The organism is Streptomyces sp. CCM_MD2014 (assembly GCF_000772045.1).
Classification (GTDB): domain Bacteria; phylum Actinomycetota; class Actinomycetes; order Streptomycetales; family Streptomycetaceae; genus Streptomyces; species Streptomyces salinarius.
The window spans coordinates 6758507-6776504 of sequence record NZ_CP009754.1 but is presented as its reverse complement, the minus strand read 5'-3'; the positions used below and the strand labels follow the sequence as shown (position 1 = coordinate 6776504).

Below are 17998 nucleotides of genomic sequence, written 5' to 3'. Positions count from 1 at the left end.
GGGCCAGTCTAACGGGGCGGTGCAACCGCTTTTCCCGCGCGCGCCGCCCGAGGCCGTCCCAGCGGTGCCCGGGCGATGCCCGTGCGGTGTCAGTGGCCGGTGCGAGACTGGGCGAACGGGTCGAAAGCGGCGTCGGGCCGCGGGCTCGGTCAGGTCACGACGGACCACCGGCTCACAGGGAAGTGATCGGCATGGCAGGCAACGACGGCGGGCGCCCGGGCATCTGCCCGACGCTCCGGTACGCGGACGCCAGGGCGGCGATCCGACAGCTCACCGAGGCCTTCGGCTTCACCGAGATCGCGGTCTACGAGGACCGGGACGGCTCGGTGGCCCACGCCGAGCTGGGCCAGGGCGACGGCGTGGTCATGCTCGGCTCGAAGGGCAGGGGCGGCCGCTTCGACGAGGCGATGAAGAACGCCGGCCCCGCGGGGGTGTACGTCGTGGTGGCGGACGTCGACGCCCACCACCGGCGGGCCGCGGAGCACGGCGCGGAGATCCTGATGCCCCCGACCGACCAGGACTACGGCTCCCGGGACTACATGGCCCGCGATCTGGAGGGCAACGTCTGGAGCTTCGGGACCTACGCGCCGGAGGCGGGCGGGTAGCCTCCGGCGCGGCGCCCGCGGCCCTTCCGGACTCAGCCGCCCCCGGTGTGGACCTGGAAGGCCGCCCGGCGGACGGCCTTGGCCAGCGCGGGGTCGGGATGCGCGGCGGCGAGGGCGACCAGGACCTGCACGGTGCGAGGGTGGCCGACGGCCCGGACCTCGTCGAGCAGCGCCGGGACGGTGGCCTGCACCGCCGACTCCAGGTGGCGCACGAGCAGCGGCGCCTCCCCGTGGTCGGCGACGGCCGCCGCGGTGTCGACCCACAGCCAGGTGGCCTCCGGGCGGGTGAGGACCTCGTGGGCGTCCTCGGGGTCGGCGCCGTCGTGCTCGGCCAGCCACAGCAGGGCGTACGGGCGCAGCGTCGGCTCGTCGAGGACGCCGCGCACGTCGGGCTCGGCGGGGGCGCCGACGACCCGCAGCGCGTCGAAGGCCAGGCCGCGCAGCAGGGCGTCCTCGCCGCGGGCGGCGCCGAGCAGTTCGGCGACGGCGCTGCCGACGGGGCGGGCGGCGAGCCAGGCGCGGTACTCGTCGCGGGCGGCGTTGGGGCGGAGCCGGGCGCAGCCGCGGAGCATGCCCTCGGCCGACTGCTCGATGTGGCCGGCCGGGCTCTGCGCGGCGACGCAGATCTGCTCCAGCTTGACCCAGACCGCCCAGCTGCCCAGCGGGGTGAGTGTGGCGTGTCCGTCGCCGCAGGTGAGGGCGCCGACGGAGGCGAGGGCGTGCAGGGCCCAGTCGAGGAGTGGCGCGAGCGGGGTGTCGGTGGCGGGGTCCGGCTCCGGTTCGGCGCCCGGGGTGCCGGGCTCCAGCCGGGGGCCGTAGGGCACCTCGCAGCGTTCGGTGCGCAGTTCGGTGACGCGCTGCTCCAGCAGGTCCAGGAGCTGCGCCACGGGGACGGGTCCGGCGGACAGCTGGAGGAAGGAGAGCACCTGGGGCATCGCGGAGACGACCTCGGCGACGACGGCGGGCTCCTCCGCGGGCTCGGGGTGGGCGAGCGACCAGGCGTCGAAGAGGGCGACCCAGCCGCGCAGCACGGCGCCGTCGTCGCGGTTCCAGGCGCGCAGCCGCCAGCCGGGACGTGCGGTGTCGCCGTGCACCTCGATCAGTCCGGCGAGGCGGGCCGTGTCCCAGTCCGCGCGCACCTTGGCCACGGTGAGGCCCAGTTCGCGGGCCGCGTGCTCGGCGGTGGCGTCGGACAGGGTGGCCTTGCCGTCGGCGGTCGCGCTGCCGCGGCCGGGGCCGAGGGCGGAGTCGGCCCAGCGGGCGACGCGGGCCGCGTCGGCAAGACCGGAGCGCGCCATTCGGGCCAGCTCCGACCGGGCCGGTGTGCCTTCCGGCGGGCGCGGCGCGGGGCGGCGCGGACGCCGCTGATTGATCGCTTGGGGGGCGGCGGCCAGGGGTCGCGGGCGGACGAGTCGAAGCCTGGAGTCGCGCGGGATACGGGACGTCACGGGTGCAGTCTTCCGGTTGACGGTCCGAAAACCCAAACGGAATGCCCCGGCGGCCTCCTGGGACGGCGGACGTGGGGCCCGGGCGCGCTGCCCGGGCACCGGATCAGGCCACTGGTGCGGCGTCAACCGGAACCGGAGCGACGCGCGCGGCGACAACGGCGGACGGGGGCGTGACAGGGGTGTCGCGGGGTCACACCAGGGGGGTCATGAAGCGGCGGAGGGTCTCCTCGTAGTCCTCGGGGTCCGCGTTCCACATGGCACCGTGCGGGGCGTCGCGGACGGTGTGGAGGGCGACCAGGCGCGAGTGGGTGTCGGCGAGGCGGCGGGAGAGGCGCCAGGGGGCCACCGCGTCGCCCGGGCCGTGGAAGATCAGGGTCGGGACCGCCGGGCGGTACAGGCCCGCCATACCGGCGTCCCGGTCGGCGTGCAGACCGGCGCGGCCCTGCGCGGCCCGGACGGCGAGCGGCAGGAGAGCGCCGGGGACGCGGCGGGCGGCGGCCAGGGCGCGCAGGGTGGTCTCCCAGCTGAGGACCGGGGAGTCCAGCACGAGGCCCGCGATGCGCTCGCGCACGCCGGAGAGCGCGGCGGTGCGCAGGGCCATGGTCGCGCCGGTGGACCAGCCGAGCAGGACGACCTGACGGGCACCGTGGTCGAGGGCGTAGCGCACGGCCGCGTCCACGTCGCGCCACTCGGTCTCGCCGAAGTGGTGCAGCCCGTCGGGCGAGGGCGGCGCGCCGACGTCGCCGCGGTGGGCGAGGGCGAGGACCGCGACGTTCTTGCGGTGCAGGGGGGCGATCAGGTTCAGGGCGTGTTCGCGGGTGGCGGCCAGGCCGTGCACGGCGATGATCCAGGTCGGGCGGGCCCCGGGCACGAACCAGGCCGGGAGCGGACCGAGTTCGCCCGGTACCTCGACGTCGGTGTAGTCGATGCCGAGGGCCGTGCCCGGGTTCCCGACGTACAGGTTCGGGGTGAACCACGCCCGGTCACCGGCCTCGAGGGTGCCGTGCGTGACGCGTTCGAGGCGGCGTACGACGGTGTCGGCGCCGTGTTCGGCGGTGCCGAGGACCGGGCCGACGACCGCGTGCGACCCATCGCCGGCGAGCCCGTACCGGCCGGGGCGCAGCGCGGCCAGGTCCCGGGTGAGGGTGATCTGCCCGGCGGCGGTGCCGTGCACGGTGAGCCGGGGCTCGGTGGGCAGGGGCCGGCCGGGGGGCGCCTTGAGCGCGGCGTCGCTGGCGAGCCGGCCGGCGGCGACGCTCGCCGCCCCGGTCGCCAGGGCGGCGGTGACGGCGGCTGCCGTTGCGGTGACAGTGCGCATGGGGCCAGTCTCCTGGGGGAGTCCTCGGGCGGCCAGTGGACGCGTGACAGTGGGTGACGACAGTGCTCGTGTCCCGTAGCCGGTACCCCCTGAGCCGCCCGCCACGCACCCCGGGTCCCGCCCCGGTTCACCCGTCGCCGTTGCCCGCCGCCACCTGGAGGGCGGCCCCGCCGCGCCGACGCGGTGCCTCGGCGGTGCGGGTGCGACGCCTCGGGGGTCGGTGCGGCACTTCCGGCCCGCGCACGGCGCCTTCGGGCCCTGCGCGGCACGGTGCCTCGACGCGCCGTGCGATGCCCGGCGTCCGGCCCGACACCCCGGGCGTGCGGCGCGGTGTCCCAGGAGCCGACGCGGTGCTCCGGCGTGCGGAGTCCCAGGGGATGGCGCGGTGTCCCAGAGGGCGACGCGGTGCCCCGACGTGCGGAGTCCCAGGGGGCGGCGCGGTGTCCCAGGGGGCGACGCGGTGCCCCGACGTGCGGAGTCCCAGGGGGCGGCGCGGTGTCCCAGGGGGCGACGCGGTGCCCCGACGTGCGGAGTCCCAGGGGGCGGCGCGGTGTCCCAGGGGGCGACGCGGTGCCCCAGAGGCCGACGCAGTGCCCCGGCGTGCGGCCGGAGGGGTCTGGTGCCGGGTGGGCTTGGTGCGTGTGGCGGGGTCGCCGGGCCTCGCAGGGCGGACGGGCGACCGCGGACCGGCCCTGCGGCATGCGGCGCGGCCGCCGAGCGTCTCAGGACGGACAGGCGACCGCGGACCGGCCCTGCGGCATGCGGCGCGGCCGCCGAGCGTCTCAGGACGGACAGGCGACCGCGGACCGGCCCGGACGTCAGCCTCGCTGCCCGTACCCCCGCAGGCGCTCCGCGACCTCCGCCAGTTGGTCCGGTGTCAGCAGGGAGGGCGAGTGGCCCGGCACCGAGGAGGCCGTCAGCCACAGGCGGCACATCCACTCGAGCTGGGCGGTGCGGTCGTATGCCTGGTCGAGCGAGGTGCCGTAGGTGATCGTGCCGTGGTTGCGGAGCAGGCAGCCGGTGCGGCCGGCGAGGGCGTCGAGCATGCCGCGGGCGAGTTCGTCGGTGCCGTAGGCCGCGTACGGGGCGACCCGGACGGGGCCGCCGAGCGCTGCGGTCATGTAGTGCACCGGCGGGAGTTCGGGCACGAGCAGGGAGACCGCCGTGGCGTGCACGGCGTGGGTGTGGACGACGGCGCGGGCGCCGGGGTCGGCGCGGTACACGGCCAGGTGCATGGGCAGTTCGCTGGTGGGGACCAGGGTGCCGAGAACCTGCCGTCCGTCCAGGTCGACGCCGGTCATGTCGCGTGGGGCCAGACGGTCGTAGGACACACCCGACGGGGTGACCAGGACCGTGTCGCCGACGCGCACCGAGACGTTCCCGGAGGTGCCCACCACCAGTCCGTCGGCGACCGTCCGCCGGGCCGTCGCGACGAGTTCCGCCCAGGCCGCTTCCCGGGCCGGCTCCGCGGTCGGTTCCGCCGCCTCCCGGTCCGGCTCCCCAGGCCCGTCCGCCCCTCCGGCCCGCGAATACGTCACAGTCACCGCCTCCTCCCGGGCCGCCCGCGGGCCCCTCGCGCGCCCTCGCCGGACGGCCTCCCGGTGATCCTGCCAGGGACGTCTCCGGAGAGCACCGGAGCGGGCACGCAGAGGGAGGCCCGGACACCGCTTCCGGTCACCGTGACGCCCTGCCCAGTTCATCTTCCGTTCACCCTGGTTACCTACGTTCGACGCGCCAACGACCTCGAACGATTGCCTGGGTAAATGGAAAGCTTCTCGCTGATCCTCGCGATTGTGGTGGTAACCGCACTCGCGTTTGATTTCACGAACGGTTTCCACGACACCGCGAACGCGATGGCGACGACCATTTCGACCGGTGCGCTCAAGCCCAAGGTGGCGGTGGCGATGTCCGCCGTCCTCAACCTTGTAGGCGCCTTCCTCTCCGTGGAGGTCGCCAACACGATCTCCAAGGGTCTCGTCGACGAGACCGGCATCCGTCCCGAGGTCATCTTCGCCGCCCTGGTCGGCGCGATCCTCTGGAACCTGCTGACCTGGCTGGTCGGACTCCCCTCCAGCTCCTCGCACGCCCTGATGGGCGGCCTGATCGGTGCCGCCGTCGCCTCCGCCGGCATCGGCGCGGTCAACGGCGACGTGCTCGTCACCAAGGTGCTCCTCCCCGCGATCGCCGCCCCGATCGTGGCCGGCCTCGCGGCGTTGCTCGCGACCCGGATGACGTACTCGCTGGGCCGCAAGGCCGACGGCAGGGCCGCCGCGAAGGGCTACCGCGCCGGCCAGATCGCCTCCGCCGGCCTGGTCTCGCTGGCGCACGGCACCAACGACGCCCAGAAGACGATGGGCATCATCACCCTCGCCCTGATCGCCGGCGGCTCGCTCGCCCCCGACTCCGACCCGCCGGTGTGGGTCATCCTGTCCGCGGGCCTGGCCATCGCGCTCGGCACCTACCTGGGCGGCTGGCGCATCATCCGCACCATGGGCAGGGGCCTGACCGACCTCCAGCCGCAGCAGGGCTTCGCCGCCCAGACCAGCGCCGCGACGGTCATCCTGGCCTCCTCCCACCTCGGCTTCTCCCTCTCCACGACGCACTCGGTCTCCGGTGCGGTCATGGGCGCGGGTCTCGGCCGCAAGGGCGGCGTGGTCCGCTGGTCCACGGCCACCCGGATGTTCGTCGCCTGGGGCCTGACACTGCCGGCCGCGGCCCTGGTCGCCGCGCTCGCCGAGTGGGTCTGCCGCGCCGGTGACTGGGGCACGGCCCTGGTCGCGGTCTTCCTGGTCGCCTCCAGCTTCGCGATCTGGCGGATCTCCCGCCGCGAGGTCGTCGACCACACCAACGTCGTCGACGCCGAGGAGCCCGGGCCCGCCGAGCCGGCCGGTGTGGTCACCACGGCGATGGCCGCCGTGTCGCCGCCCCCGGCGGGCGCCACCGAGGACCTGGCGGCCACCGTCGCCGCCCCGGCCGCCACCGCCGACCCCAAGACCCCCTCGGCCACCACCGTCTGAGCCCGCGACCCGGGCACGAAGGAAGCGAACCTCCATGAGCATCGACTGGGCAGCCCTCGGCTCCGTCTTCGGCGTCAGCCTCGTGGTCACGGTGGCCCTGGTGGGCCTGTTCACCCTCGGCATCGTCGGCCTCTCCCGCCAGGAGCGGGCCGTCGCCCAGGGCGGCACCGCGACCCTCGCGGTCGCCGGCGCGTACGCCTGCTTCGCGGCCTGCACGGCGGCGGTGGCGTACGGGATCTATCTGATCGTCGCCTGAGCGTCGCCCGGCCCGCGGGCGCACGCTGCGGGGGCGGGGCGCGGAACGGACTCGAACCGTTCCGCGCCCCGCCTTTTCGCGTGCCGGCGCACACCGTTCGCGTGTGGGCCTTCGCACACTCCCCCGTCGCAGGTCAACGCCAGGTTGACGGGTGTTCGCGGACCGTGGTGGACTTCCTGGGCCATCTACGGCGGCAGGAGAGGAAGCCCGGTGCGAATCCGGCGCGGTCCCGCCACTGTGACCGGGGAACAGGAACCCCCGGGAGCCAGGAACTCTCACCGCCGGACTCTTCGAACCAGGGCGTGGACACCCTGAGTGAGGACATGACGCGATGCCCGGCTGCCGCCACCGCTCGACGCCCCGTACCAGGTGCCTCCCTGCCCTTGTGACCGGCTGAGCCCGTGCGTGCCGGACGCGTCTTCGCGTACGGCGCCGCCGCCGGCCTCCTCGGCGACCTCCTCCTCGGCGACCCGCGCCGCGGACACCCGGTCGCCGCGTTCGGCCGTGCCGCGGGCGCCGTGGAACGGGTGCTGTGGCGGGACCACCGGGGCTGGGGCGCCCTGCACACCGCCGTGTGCGCCGGTGGCGCCGCCGCCCTCGGGCTGGCCGCCTCCCGTGCCGTACGCCGCTCCCCCGCCGCCTCCGTCGCCCTGACCGCGGCGGCCACCTGGGCCGTGGTCGGCGGCACGTCGCTCGCCCGCGAGGCGAGCGACGTCGGCCGTGCCCTGGAGGCCGGGGACGTCGAGGCGGCACGGGCCCGGCTGCCGCACCTGTGCGGACGGGACCCGCAGGCGCTGGACGCCGACGGCATCGCCCGGGCCGTCGTGGAGTCCGTCGCCGAGAACACCTCGGACGCGGTGGTGGGCGCCCTGGTGTGGGGCGCCGTGGCGGGTGTGCCCGGGCTGCTCGGCTTCCGCGCCGTGAACACCCTGGACGCGATGGTCGGCCACAAGTCGCCCCGCTACCTCCGCTACGGCTGGGCCTCGGCCCGCCTCGACGACCTCGCGGGCTGGCCCGGCGCCCGCCTCACCGCCGTACTGACCACCGTCGCCGGTGGCGACCCGCGCGGCGCCGTACGGGCCTGGCGTGCGGACGCCGCACGGCACCCGAGCCCCAACGCCGGGCCCGTGGAGGCCTCGTTCGCGGGCGCCCTCGGCGTGCGGCTCGGCGGGACGCTCTCCTACGGCGGGCGGGTCGAGCACCGGCCCGTCCTCAACGGGGCGGCGGGACGCGCCGTCCGGGCGTCCGGCTCCGGCGACATCGACCGTGCCGTACGCCTGTCCCGGCGCGTGGGCTGGCTGGCGCTGGGCGTGTGCGCGGGCGCGCGGCTGCTCGTGCGCGGGGCCGTCTCCCCGAAGAACCGGCACGTCACGAAGGGGCGTACGTCATGAACGGTGGCCTGCTCGTCGCCGGCACCACCTCCGACGCCGGCAAGAGCGTCGTCACCGCCGGGATCTGCCGCTGGCTGGTGCGCCAGGGCGTGAAGGTGGCTCCCTTCAAGGCGCAGAACATGTCGCTCAACTCCTTCGTGACCCGCGAGGGCGCCGAGATCGGGCGGGCCCAGGCCATGCAGGCCCAGGCCTGCCGGGTGGAGCCGACCGCGCACATGAACCCGGTGCTGCTCAAGCCCGGCGGGGAGCGCAGCAGCCAGGTGGTGCTGCTCGGCAAACCGGTCGGCGAGATGAGCGCCCGCGGCTACCACGGCGGACGTCAGGAGCGGCTGCTCGACACGGTGCTGGACTCGCTCGCCGAACTGCGCGCCACGTACGACGCGGTGATCTGCGAGGGGGCGGGCAGCCCGGCCGAGATCAACCTGCGCCGCACCGACATCGTCAACATGGGCATCGCCCGCGGCGCCGGACTCCCCGTCCTGGTCGTCGGCGACATCGACCGCGGAGGCGTCTTCGCCTCCTTCTTCGGCACGGTGGCGCTGCTGGCGCCCGGGGACCAGGCGCTGGTCGCCGGGTTCCTGGTGAACAAGTTCCGGGGCGACGTGTCGCTCCTGGAGCCCGGGCTGGAGATGCTGCACGGCCTCACCGGGCGGCGGACGTACGGCGTGCTGCCGTTCCGGCACGGGCTCGGCATCGACGAGGAGGACGGGCTGCGCGTCTCCCTGCGCGGGACCGTGCGGGAGTCGGTCGTCGCGCCGCCGGTCGGCGAGGACGTGCTGCGCGTCGCCGTCTGCGCGGTCCCCCTGATGTCCAACTTCACGGACGTGGACGCGCTGGCCGCCGAACCGGGCGTGGTCGTGCGGTTCGCGGACCGGCCGGAGGAACTGGCCGACGCCGACCTGGTGATCGTGCCGGGGACGCGCGGGACGGTGCGCGCGCTGGAGTGGCTGCGGGAGCGGGGGCTCGCGGACGCGATCACCCGCAGGGCCGCCGAGGGCCGCCCGGTGCTCGGGATCTGCGGCGGCTTCCAGCTCCTCGGCGAGCACATCGAGGACGACGTCGAGTCGCGCGCCGGTCACGTGGACGGGCTGGGCCTGCTGCCCGTGCGGGTGCGGTTCGCCCGCGAGAAGACCCTCACCCGGCCGGCGGGCGAGGCCCTCGGGGAGCGCGTCGAGGGGTACGAGATCCACCACGGGGTCGTCGAAGTCGTAGCAGGCGAGCCCTTCCTGGACGGCTGCCGGGTCGGCCAGACCTGGGGGACGCACTGGCACGGCTCGCTGGAGTCGGACGGCTTCCGGCGGGCGTTCCTGCGCGAGGTGGCCGCCGCCGCGGGCCGCCGCTTCGTACCGGCCCCCGACACGTCGTTCGCCGCGCTGCGCGAGGAGCAGCTCGACCGGCTCGGCGACCTGATCGAACACCACGCGGACACCGACGCGCTGTGGCGGCTCATCGAGTCCGGCGCGCCGCAAGGACTGCCCTTCATTCCACCGGGAGCGCCCGCATGAGCACTGTGCTGTTGTTGTCGACCGCCGACACGGACCTGCTGGCGGCCCGCGCGTCGGACGCCGCCTACCGGATCGGCAACCCGACCCGGGTCGACGTCCGCGAGGAGCTGCCGGGCCTGGTCGAGGGCGCGGACCTCGCCGTCGTCCGCCTGCTCGGCGGCAAGCGCGCCTGGGAGGACGGGCTGGCCGCGCTGAAGGCCGCCGGCATCCCGACCGTCCTGCTCGGCGGCGAGAGCGTGCCGGACGCGGAGCTGATGGCCGAGTCGTCGGTGCCGGCCGGGGTGGTGGCGGAGGCGCTGCGCTACCTGGTCGAGGGCGGACCCGACAACCTCACCCAGCTCGCCCGGTTCCTGTCCGACACGGTGCTGCTGACCGGCGAGGGCTTCGACGAGCCGCGGAAGATGCCGGAGTACGGCGTCCACGGCTCCCGGGGCCTCGTGGCGGGCCGCCCGACGGTCGGCGTGCTCTTCTACCGCGCCCATCAGCTCAGCGGCAACACCGCGTTCGTCGACACGCTGTGCGACGCGATCGAGGCGCGCGGCGCCAACGCCCTGCCGGTGTACTGCGGTTCGCTGCGCGGCGCGGACCCCGGGCTGTACGAGCTGCTGGGCCGGGCCGACCCCCTGGTCGCCACGGTCCTCGCGGCCGGCGGCACGCACGCCTCGCAGGCGTCGGCGGGCGGCGACGAGGAGGCGTGGGACATCGGGGCGCTGGCCGACCTGAACGTCCCGGTGCTGCAAGGGCTCTGCCTCACCTCCTCCCGGGCCGCCTGGGAGGCCTCGGACGCCGCGCTCTCCCCGATGGACGCGGCGATGCAGGTCGCGATCCCGGAGTTCGACGGGCGGCTGGTCACGGTGCCGTTCTCCTTCAAGGAGCAGGGTCCGGACGACGTGCCGGTCTACGTCGCCGACCCCGAGCGGGCCGCGCGCGTCGCCGGGATCGCCGTGCGGCACGCGGCGCTCGGGCACAAGCCGAACGCCGAGAAGAAGCTCGCGCTGGTCTTCACGGCGTACCCGACCAAGCATTCACGGGTCGGCAACGCGGTCGGTCTCGACACCCCGGCGTCGGCGGTGCGGGTGCTGGACGCGCTCAGGGACGCGGGGTACGGGGTCACCGAGTACCCGTCCGAGGGCGACGAGCTGATCCACCGGCTGATCGAGGCCGGCGGTCACGACGTGGAGTGGCTGACGGAGGACCAGCTGGCGGCGGCGCCCGCGCGGGTGCCGCTGGCCGACTACCGGGCCTGGTTCGAGAAGCTGGACCCGGAGCTGCGGGACGGCATGCGGGAGGCGTGGGGCGAACCGCCGGGTTCGCTGTACGTGGACGGCGACGACATCGTGCTGGCCTCCCTGCGGTTCGGGAACGTCGTGGTGATGATCCAGCCGCCGCGCGGCTTCGGGGAGAACCCGATCGCGATCTACCACGACCCGGACATGCCGCCGTCGCACCACTACATGGCGGCCTACCGCTGGCTGGAGCACAGCTTCGGCGCCGACGCGATCGTGCACATGGGCAAGCACGGCACGATGGAGTGGCTGCCGGGCAAGGGGCTGGGGCTGAGCGCCGGTTGCGCGCCGGACGCGGTCCTCGGCGACCTGCCGCTGATCTACCCCTTCATCGTCAACGACCCCGGCGAGGGCACCCAGGCCAAGCGCCGCGGCCACGCCACGGTCGTCGACCACCTGGTCCCGCCGATGGCGCGCGCCGACACCTACGGCGACCTGGCCAAGCTGGAGCAGCTCCTCGACGAGTACGCGCTCGTCTCCGACCTGGACCCGGCGAAGGCGCCGGCGGTCCGCGCGCAGATCTGGACGCTGGTCAAGGCCGCCGAGCTCCACCACGACCTGCACGTGGACGACCAGCCGGACGACGACGACTTCGACGAGTTCGTCATGCACATCGACGGCTACCTGTGCGAGATCAAGGACGTGCAGATCCGCGACGGCCTGCACATCCTGGGCGGCGGCCCGGTCGGCGAACCGCGCGTCAACCTCGTCCTCGCGGTGCTGCGCGCCTCACAGGTGTGGGGCGGGCGGGCGAACGCGCTGCCGGGTCTCCGGGCGTCCCTGGCCGAGCACTTCGGACTGGTGGAGAAGGAGCTGCTGGCCGAGCCGGGCGCCCCGGTGAAGGTGCCGGTGGAGCTGACGGACCTGGTGGACGGTCCGGCCCGTTCGGCGGCCGACGCGATCGACCTGCTGGAGCAGCTGTGCCGGCGGATCGCGGAGGGCATGGAGCTGCGGGCGTGGGACACGGCGGCCGTCCCGGGTCTGGTCCGCGACGTGCTCGGCACCGGACTCCCCGACGCGGTGGCGGTGCTGGAGTTCGCCTGCACGGAGGTCGTGCCGCGCCTCGCCCGGACCACGGACGAGATCGGGCACATCCTGCGGGCCCTGGACGGCGGTTACGTCCCGGCGGGGCCGTCGGGCTCCCCGACCCGCGGGCTGGTCAACGTCCTGCCGACCGGCCGCAACTTCTACTCCGTCGACCCGAAGGCGATTCCGTCCCGGCTGAGCTGGGAGGTGGGCCAGTCGCTGGCCGACTCGCTGATCCAGCGGTATCTGAACGACACGGGTGAGTACCCGAAGTCGGTCGGCCTCACGGTGTGGGGCACGTCCGCGATGCGCACCCAGGGCGACGACATCGCCGAGATCCTGGCGCTGCTGGGCTGCCGCCCGGTCTGGGACGACGCCTCGCGCCGGGTGACGGGCTTCGAGGTGGTGCCGCTCGCGGAGCTGGGCCGGCCGCGCGTGGACGTCACGGTGCGCATCTCGGGGTTCTTCCGGGACGCGTTCCCGCACGTCGTCGGGTTGATCGACGACGCGGTGCGCGCGGTGGCGGAGCTGGACGAACCCGCCTCGCAGAACTTCGTCCGCGCGCACGCCGACGAGGACACCGCCGCGCACGGCGACCGGCGCCGGGCGACCTCCCGCATCTTCGGCTCCAAGCCGGGCGCGTACGGCGCGGGTCTGCTGCCGCTGATCGACGCGCGGAACTGGCGCAGCGACGCGGACCTCGCCGAGGTGTACGCGGTGTGGGGCGGCTACGCCTACGGGCGCGGGCTGGACGGGCGTGCGGCGCGCGGGGACATGGAGACGGCGTTCCGGCGGATCGCGGTGGCGGCGAAGAACGTGGACACGCGTGAGCACGACCTCGTCGACGCCGACGACTACTTCCAGTACCACGGCGGCATGGTCGCCATGGTGCGGCACCTGACGGGCGAGAGCCCGGAGGCGTACGTCGGCGACTCCGCCACTCCGGACCAGGTGAAGACCCGGACGCTGGGCGAGGAGACGCACCGGGTCTTCCGGGCCCGCGTCGTCAACCCGCGCTGGATGGCGGCGATGCGGCGGCACGGCTACAAGGGCGCCTTCGAGATGGCGGCCACCGTGGACTACCTCTTCGGCTACGACGCCACGGCCGGGGTCGTGGACGACTGGATGTACGAGAAGTTGTCCGCCGAGTACGTGTTCTCCCCGGAGAACCAGGACTTCATGCGGAAGTCCAACCCCTGGGCCCTGCGCGGCATCACGGAAAGGCTGTTGGAGGCCGCCGACCGGGGGCTGTGGGCCGAACCCGACGCGGAGACGCTGGAGCGGCTGCGCGCCACCTATCTGGAGCTCGAAGGCGACTTGGAGGGCGACGACAAGTGAGTACCCCGTTCCCGTTCACGGCCGTCGTGGGCCAGGACGACCTGCGGCTGGCCCTGCTGCTGAACGCCGTTTCCCCGGCCGTCGGCGGTGTGCTGGTGCGCGGTGAGAAGGGCACCGCCAAGTCCACTGCCGTGCGGGCGCTGTCGGCGCTGATGCCGGAGGTGGACGTCGTCTCCGGGTGCCGTTTCTCCTGCGACCCCGACTCCCCCGACCCGGGCTGCCCGGACGGCCCGCACGCGCCGGGTGCCTTCGCCTCGCGCCCGGCCCGCATGGTCGAGCTGCCCGTCGGCGCCTCCGAGGACCGGCTGGTGGGCGCGCTGGACATCGAGCGGGCGCTGGCGGAAGGCGTGAAGGCCTTCGAGCCGGGGCTGCTGGCGGACGCACACCGCGGGATCCTGTACGTCGACGAGGTCAACCTGCTCCACGACCACCTCGTGGACCTGCTGCTGGACGCCGCCGCGATGGGCGCCTCCTACGTCGAGCGCGAGGGCGTGTCGGTGCGGCACGCGGCGCGGTTCCTGCTCGTCGGGACGATGAACCCCGAAGAGGGCGAGCTGCGCCCGCAGTTGCTGGACCGGTTCGGCCTCACCGTCGAGGTCGCCGCCTCGCGCGAGCCCGACCAGCGGGTGGAGGTCGTACGGCGTCGGCTGGCGTACGACGACGACCCGGCCGGGTTCGCCGCGCGCTGGGCCGACGAGGAGGCCGCCGTCCGGGCGCGGATCGTGGCCGCGCGGGAGCTGCTGCCGTCGGTGCGCCTGGGCGACGGGGCGCTGCGGCAGATCGCGGCGACCTGCGCGGCCTTCGAGGTGGACGGCATGCGGGCCGACATCGTGATGGCCCGGACGGCGACCGCGCTGGCGGCGTGGGCCGGGCGGACGGAGGTGCTCGCGGAGGACGTACGGCAGGCGGCGCTGCTGGCGCTCCCCCACCGGCGGCGGCGCAATCCGTTCGACGCGCCGGGGCTGGACGAGGACAAGCTCGACGAGACGCTGGAGGAGTTCGGCGGGCCGGACGGGGACGGTCACGACGGGGGCGGGGACGACGATCCCGACCCGGGGCCGGGCGGCGGTCCCGGCGGGCAGCCCGAGCCCGACGACGCGCCGCAGGGCGACGGGGACGCCGCCGCGCGCCCCGAGGCCGGGGAGGGCGGGGAGCCACAGCCGTCCGGTGGTACCGGCGACCAGTCCCCCGCGCGTGCCGCCGAGCCGTTCCGGACCAAGGTGCTCAGCGTGCCGGGGCTCGGGGAGGGTGCCGCGGGACGCCGCTCGCGGGCGCGGACCGAGCACGGCCGGACCATCGGTGCCCGGCGTCCCCGGGGGGCGCTGACCAAGCTGCATCTGGCCGCCACCGTGCAGGCCGCCGCACCGCACCAGCGGGCGCGGGGCCGCAGCGGGCCGGGTCTCGTGGTACGCCGGGACGATCTGCGGCAGGCGAGCCGTGAGGGGCGTGAGGGCAACCTCGTGCTGTTCGTCGTGGACGCCTCCGGGTCGATGGCGGCGCGGCAGCGGATGAGCGCCGTCAAGGGTGCCGTGCTGTCGCTGCTGCTGGACGCCTATCAGCGGCGGGACAAGGTGGGGCTGGTGACCTTCCGGGGTTCGGCTGCCGACGTGGCGCTGCCGCCGACCTCGTCGGTGGACGCGGCGGCGGTGCGGCTGGAGTCGCTGCCGACGGGCGGGCGTACGCCGCTGGCCGCCGGGCTGCTGCGCGCCCACGAGGTGCTGCGGGTGGAGCGGCTGCGGGATCCGGCGCGGCGGCCGCTGGTGGTCGTCGTGACGGACGGGCGGGCCACGGGCGGTCCCGAGCCCGTCGCGCTGGCGGGGCGTGCCGCGCGGCTGTTCGCCGCCGAGGGCACCGCCTCGGTCGTCGTGGACTGCGAGTCGGGGCCCGTGCGGCTCGGGCTGGCCGGGCGGCTCGCGGGTGAGCTGGGCGGTACGGCGGTGACGCTGGACGAGCTGCGGGCCGACTCGATCGCCGGGCTGGTGAAGGACGTACAGGCGACCAGGAGGGCCGCGTAATGCCGCAGGGGAAGCCGAGTGTCGTGCCGGACGACGGTCTGACGACTCGTCAGCGGCGCAATCGTCCGTTGGTCGTCGTGCACACGGGCGTCGGGAAGGGCAAGTCCACTGCCGCCTTCGGGCTGGCGCTGCGGGCCTGGAACCAGGGGTGGCCCATCGGGGTGTTCCAGTTCGTCAAGTCGGCGAAGTGGAAGGTCGGCGAGGAGAACGCCCTGCGGGTGCTGGGCGCCAGCGGTGAGGGCGGGTCGGTCGACTGGCACAAGATGGGCGAGGGCTGGTCCTGGGTCCAGCGCGATGCCCAGATGGACAACGAGGAGAAGGCCCGGGAGGGCTGGGAGCAGGTCAAGCGGGACCTGGCCGCCGAGACGTACAAGCTGTACGTGCTGGACGAGTTCGCCTACCCGATGCACTGGGGGTGGGTCGACACCGACGAGGTGGTGTCCGTGCTGCGGGAGCGGCCCGGGACCCAGCACGTCGTGATCACGGGTCGGAACGCGCCCGCCGCGCTGGTGGAGTGCGCCGATCTCGTCACCGACATGTCCAAGGTCAAGCATCCGATGGACGCGGGGCAGAAGGGGCAGAGGGGCATCGAGTGGTGACCTCCCCCGATTCCCGCTCCGGCTCCGCCGTTCCCCGGCTGGTCGTCGCCGCGCCCTCGTCCGGGAGCGGCAAGACCACCGTCGCCACGGGGCTGATGGCCGCGCTCGCCGGGCGCGGGCTCGCCGTGTCGCCGCACAAGGTCGGGCCCGACTACATCGACCCCGGCTACCACGCGCTCGCCACGGGACGGGTGGGACGCAACCTCGACGCGTACCTGTGCGGACCCGAGCTGATCGGGCCGCTGTTCCTGCACGGGTCGCGCGGGTGTGACATCGCGGTGGTCGAGGGGGTGATGGGGCTGTACGACGGTGCCGCCGGGGAGGGCGAGCTGGCGTCCACCGCGCAGGTCGCCAAGCTGTTGCGGGCGCCCGTCGTGCTGGTCGTGGACGCGTCGTCGCAGTCGCGGTCGGTGGCGGCGCTGGTGCACGGGTTCGTGTCCTGGGACCCGGAGGTGCGGATCGGGGGCGTGATCCTGAACAAGGTCGCCTCGGACCGGCACGAGGCGTTGCTGCGGGAGGCGGTGGACTCCGTCGGGTTGCCGGTGCTGGGGGTGTTGCGGCGGGCCGCGCCCGTGGAGACGCCTTCTCGGCATCTGGGGTTGGTCCCTGTCGCCGAGCGGGGCTCGGATGCGGTGGATGCCGTGACGGCGATGGCGGCGATGGTGGCCGACGGATGTGATCTCGAGGCGCTGGTGGGACTGGCGCGCAGTGCCGGTGCGTTGTCGTGTGCGGGATGGGAGGCCGGTGAGGTTCTCGCTTCTTCGCCCCCGCCGCCCCTTCCCGTCCCGTCCCCGGGGGCTGCCGCCCCCGGGCCCCCGCTTTCGGCCATGAACGGGCCTCGTCCTCAAGCGCCGGACGGGCTGAAAGCGCGCGTCGCCGTCGCCGGGGGTGCCGCCTTCACGTTCTCCTACGCCGAGCACGCCGAGTTGCTCGCCGCCGCCGGGGCCGAGGTCGTCACGTTCGATCCGTTGCGGGACGAGGAACTGCCGGAGGGGACCGCCGGGCTGGTGATCGGGGGCGGGTTCCCCGAGGTGTACGCCTCCGAGCTGTCCGCGAACGAGGGGCTGCGCAAGTCCGTCGCCGAGCTGGCGCTGAGCGGTGCTCCCGTGGCCGCCGAGTGTGCGGGGCTGCTGTATCTGTGCCGGGAGCTGGACGGGTTGCCGATGTGCGGGGTGCTGGACGCCTCCGCGCGGATGTCGGAGCGGCTGACGCTGGGCTACCGGGACGCCGTGGCCGTGTCCGACAGCGCGCTGACCGGGGCGGGGACGCGGATGCGGGGCCACGAGTTCCACCGGACGGTCGTGGAGCCGGGGGCCGGGGCGGCCCCGGCGTGGGGGATGCGGGCGCCCGAGCGGCGCGTCGAGGGATTCGTGGAGCGCGGTGTGCACGCGAGCTATCTGCACACGCACTGGGCGGCCGAGCCCGGTGTCGCCCGTCGGTTCGTGGAGAGGTGCCGGACGTCATGAGCAGCAGGCTGATCGGTGTGGGGGTCGGGCCCGGGGACCCCGAACTGGTGACCGTGAAGGGGGTCAACGCGCTGCGGCGCGCCGATGTCGTGGTCGTGCCCGTCATGGACACCGGCGAGCGCGGCCGCGCCGAGGCGACCGTGCTGCACTACGTGGGCGCCGAGAAGGTCGTGCGGGTCGTGTTCGCGCTGAACGAGCGCACCGACCGGGCGCGGCGCGAGGCGGCCTGGGACGCGGCCGGGGAGCGGGTGGCCGGGCTGCTGCGCGAGCACGCCGCCGTCGCCTTCGCGACCATCGGGGATCCCAACGTGTATTCCACCTTCACCTATCTCGCGCAGACCGTGGGCGCGCTGGTGCCGGGGACGGTCGTGGAGACCGTGCCCGGGATCACCGCCATGCAGGACCTCGCCGCGCGGTCGGGGGCCGTGCTGACCGAGGGGACCGAGCCGCTGACGCTGGTGCCGGTCACGGCGGGGGCCGCCGTGCTCAAGGAGGCCCTGCACGGGCCCGGCACCGTGGTCGCCTACAAGTTCGGCCGGCAGGCCGCCGAGGTGGCCGAGGCGCTGCGGGAGAGCGGGCGTCTCGACGACGCCGTGTGGGGGTCGGCACTGGGGCTGCCCGAGGAGTCCGTACGGCGGGCCGGCGAGCTGGACGGGGCGCCGCTTCCGTATCTGTCGACGCTCATCGCGCCCGCCCGGCGCGAGGGCGGGCGGGGCGGAAAGCTGTGA

At 74.9% G+C, this 17998-nt stretch carries 13 protein-coding genes and 1 riboswitch; of the genes, 10 read left to right on the top strand and 3 right to left on the bottom strand.

The genetic code is table 11. From position 1 onward, the window contains the following. Positions 1-191: 191 nt before the first annotated feature. Entirely contained in the window at positions 192-605 is a 414-nt protein-coding gene (locus tag NI25_RS30120) for a VOC family protein (RefSeq protein WP_061445470.1), read from the top strand. A 32-nt stretch (positions 606-637) separates the two neighbouring features. Here NI25_RS30120 and NI25_RS30115 read toward each other — a convergent pair whose 3' ends face one another. The 3 genes from NI25_RS30115 to NI25_RS30105 all read right to left on the bottom strand — a co-directional run bounded on the left by NI25_RS30115 (position 638) and on the right by NI25_RS30105 (position 4909). Continuing rightward, positions 638-2053, bottom strand: a complete 1416-nt coding sequence (locus tag NI25_RS30115; RefSeq protein WP_061445469.1) for a hypothetical protein — start codon at positions 2051-2053, stop codon at positions 638-640. A gap of 190 nt (positions 2054-2243) precedes the next feature. Further along, entirely contained in the window at positions 2244-3371 is a 1128-nt protein-coding gene (locus tag NI25_RS30110) for an alpha/beta hydrolase family protein (protein WP_061445468.1), read from the bottom strand. 818 nt (positions 3372-4189) lie between these two features. Then, positions 4190-4909, bottom strand: coding sequence for a class II aldolase/adducin family protein (locus tag NI25_RS30105; protein ID WP_061445467.1), 720 nt, complete (start codon positions 4907-4909; stop codon positions 4190-4192). 225 nt (positions 4910-5134) lie between these two features. Between NI25_RS30105 and pitH the strand changes: the two genes are divergently transcribed. From pitH to cobI, 9 genes are all read left to right on the top strand, one after another. Continuing rightward, positions 5135-6388, top strand: coding sequence for a low-affinity phosphate transporter PitH (pitH, locus tag NI25_RS30100; RefSeq protein WP_061445466.1), 1254 nt, complete (start codon positions 5135-5137; stop codon positions 6386-6388). Positions 6389-6422: 34 nt separating this feature from the next. Then, positions 6423-6644, top strand: a complete 222-nt coding sequence (locus NI25_RS30095) for a hypothetical protein (protein ID WP_061445465.1) — start codon at positions 6423-6425, stop codon at positions 6642-6644. Positions 6645-6794: 150 nt separating this feature from the next. Next, positions 6795-6940, top strand: a riboswitch (cobalamin riboswitch). Between the two features lie 105 nt (positions 6941-7045). Then, positions 7046-8035, top strand: coding sequence for a cobalamin biosynthesis protein (locus NI25_RS30090; RefSeq protein ID WP_061445464.1), 990 nt, complete (start codon positions 7046-7048; stop codon positions 8033-8035). Beyond that, entirely contained in the window at positions 8032-9540 is a 1509-nt protein-coding gene (locus NI25_RS30085; RefSeq protein ID WP_061445463.1) for a cobyric acid synthase, read from the top strand. The genes NI25_RS30090 and NI25_RS30085 overlap by 4 nt, the downstream gene beginning before the upstream one ends. Further along, on the top strand, positions 9537-13190 hold the full coding sequence (gene cobN, locus NI25_RS30080; RefSeq protein WP_061445462.1) for a cobaltochelatase subunit CobN: 3654 nt from the start codon (positions 9537-9539) through the stop codon (positions 13188-13190). The genes NI25_RS30085 and cobN overlap by 4 nt, the downstream gene beginning before the upstream one ends. Then, positions 13187-15205 (top strand): putative cobaltochelatase, encoded by a 2019-nt coding sequence (locus NI25_RS30075; RefSeq protein WP_061445461.1) that lies wholly within the window; start codon positions 13187-13189, stop codon positions 15203-15205. The genes cobN and NI25_RS30075 overlap by 4 nt, the downstream gene beginning before the upstream one ends. Continuing rightward, entirely contained in the window at positions 15205-15804 is a 600-nt protein-coding gene (gene cobO / locus NI25_RS30070; protein WP_061445460.1) for a cob(I)yrinic acid a,c-diamide adenosyltransferase, read from the top strand. Before NI25_RS30075 ends, cobO begins: the two co-directional genes overlap by 1 nt. Then, positions 15801-17270: a cobyrinate a,c-diamide synthase gene (locus NI25_RS30065; RefSeq protein WP_061447159.1), complete on the top strand. Its 1470-nt coding sequence runs from the start codon at positions 15801-15803 to the stop codon at positions 17268-17270. Before cobO ends, NI25_RS30065 begins: the two co-directional genes overlap by 4 nt. Beyond that, positions 17267-17998 carry a precorrin-2 C(20)-methyltransferase gene (gene cobI, locus NI25_RS30060; protein WP_061447158.1) on the top strand — a complete coding sequence of 244 codons (732 nt, stop codon included), beginning with the start codon at positions 17267-17269 and terminating at the stop codon, positions 17996-17998. Before NI25_RS30065 ends, cobI begins: the two co-directional genes overlap by 4 nt.

What these genes read in the sequence shown, in the direction of transcription:
- NI25_RS30085 (WP_061445463.1), top strand. Translation starts at nt 8,032, where the DNA reads ATGAACGGTGGCCTGCTCGTCGCCGGCACCACCTCCGACGCCGGCAAG.
- pitH (WP_061445466.1), top strand. Translation starts at nt 5,135, where the DNA reads ATGGAAAGCTTCTCGCTGATCCTCGCGATTGTGGTGGTAACCGCACTC.
- NI25_RS30095 (WP_061445465.1), top strand. Translation starts at nt 6,423, where the DNA reads ATGAGCATCGACTGGGCAGCCCTCGGCTCCGTCTTCGGCGTCAGCCTC.
- cobI (WP_061447158.1), top strand. Translation starts at nt 17,267, where the DNA reads ATGAGCAGCAGGCTGATCGGTGTGGGGGTCGGGCCCGGGGACCCCGAA.
- cobN (WP_061445462.1), top strand. Translation starts at nt 9,537, where the DNA reads ATGAGCACTGTGCTGTTGTTGTCGACCGCCGACACGGACCTGCTGGCG.
- cobO (WP_061445460.1), top strand. Translation starts at nt 15,205, where the DNA reads ATGCCGCAGGGGAAGCCGAGTGTCGTGCCGGACGACGGTCTGACGACT.
- NI25_RS30120 (WP_061445470.1), top strand. Translation starts at nt 192, where the DNA reads ATGGCAGGCAACGACGGCGGGCGCCCGGGCATCTGCCCGACGCTCCGG.
- NI25_RS30110 (WP_061445468.1), bottom strand. Translation starts at nt 3,371, where the DNA reads ATGCGCACTGTCACCGCAACGGCAGCCGCCGTCACCGCCGCCCTGGCG.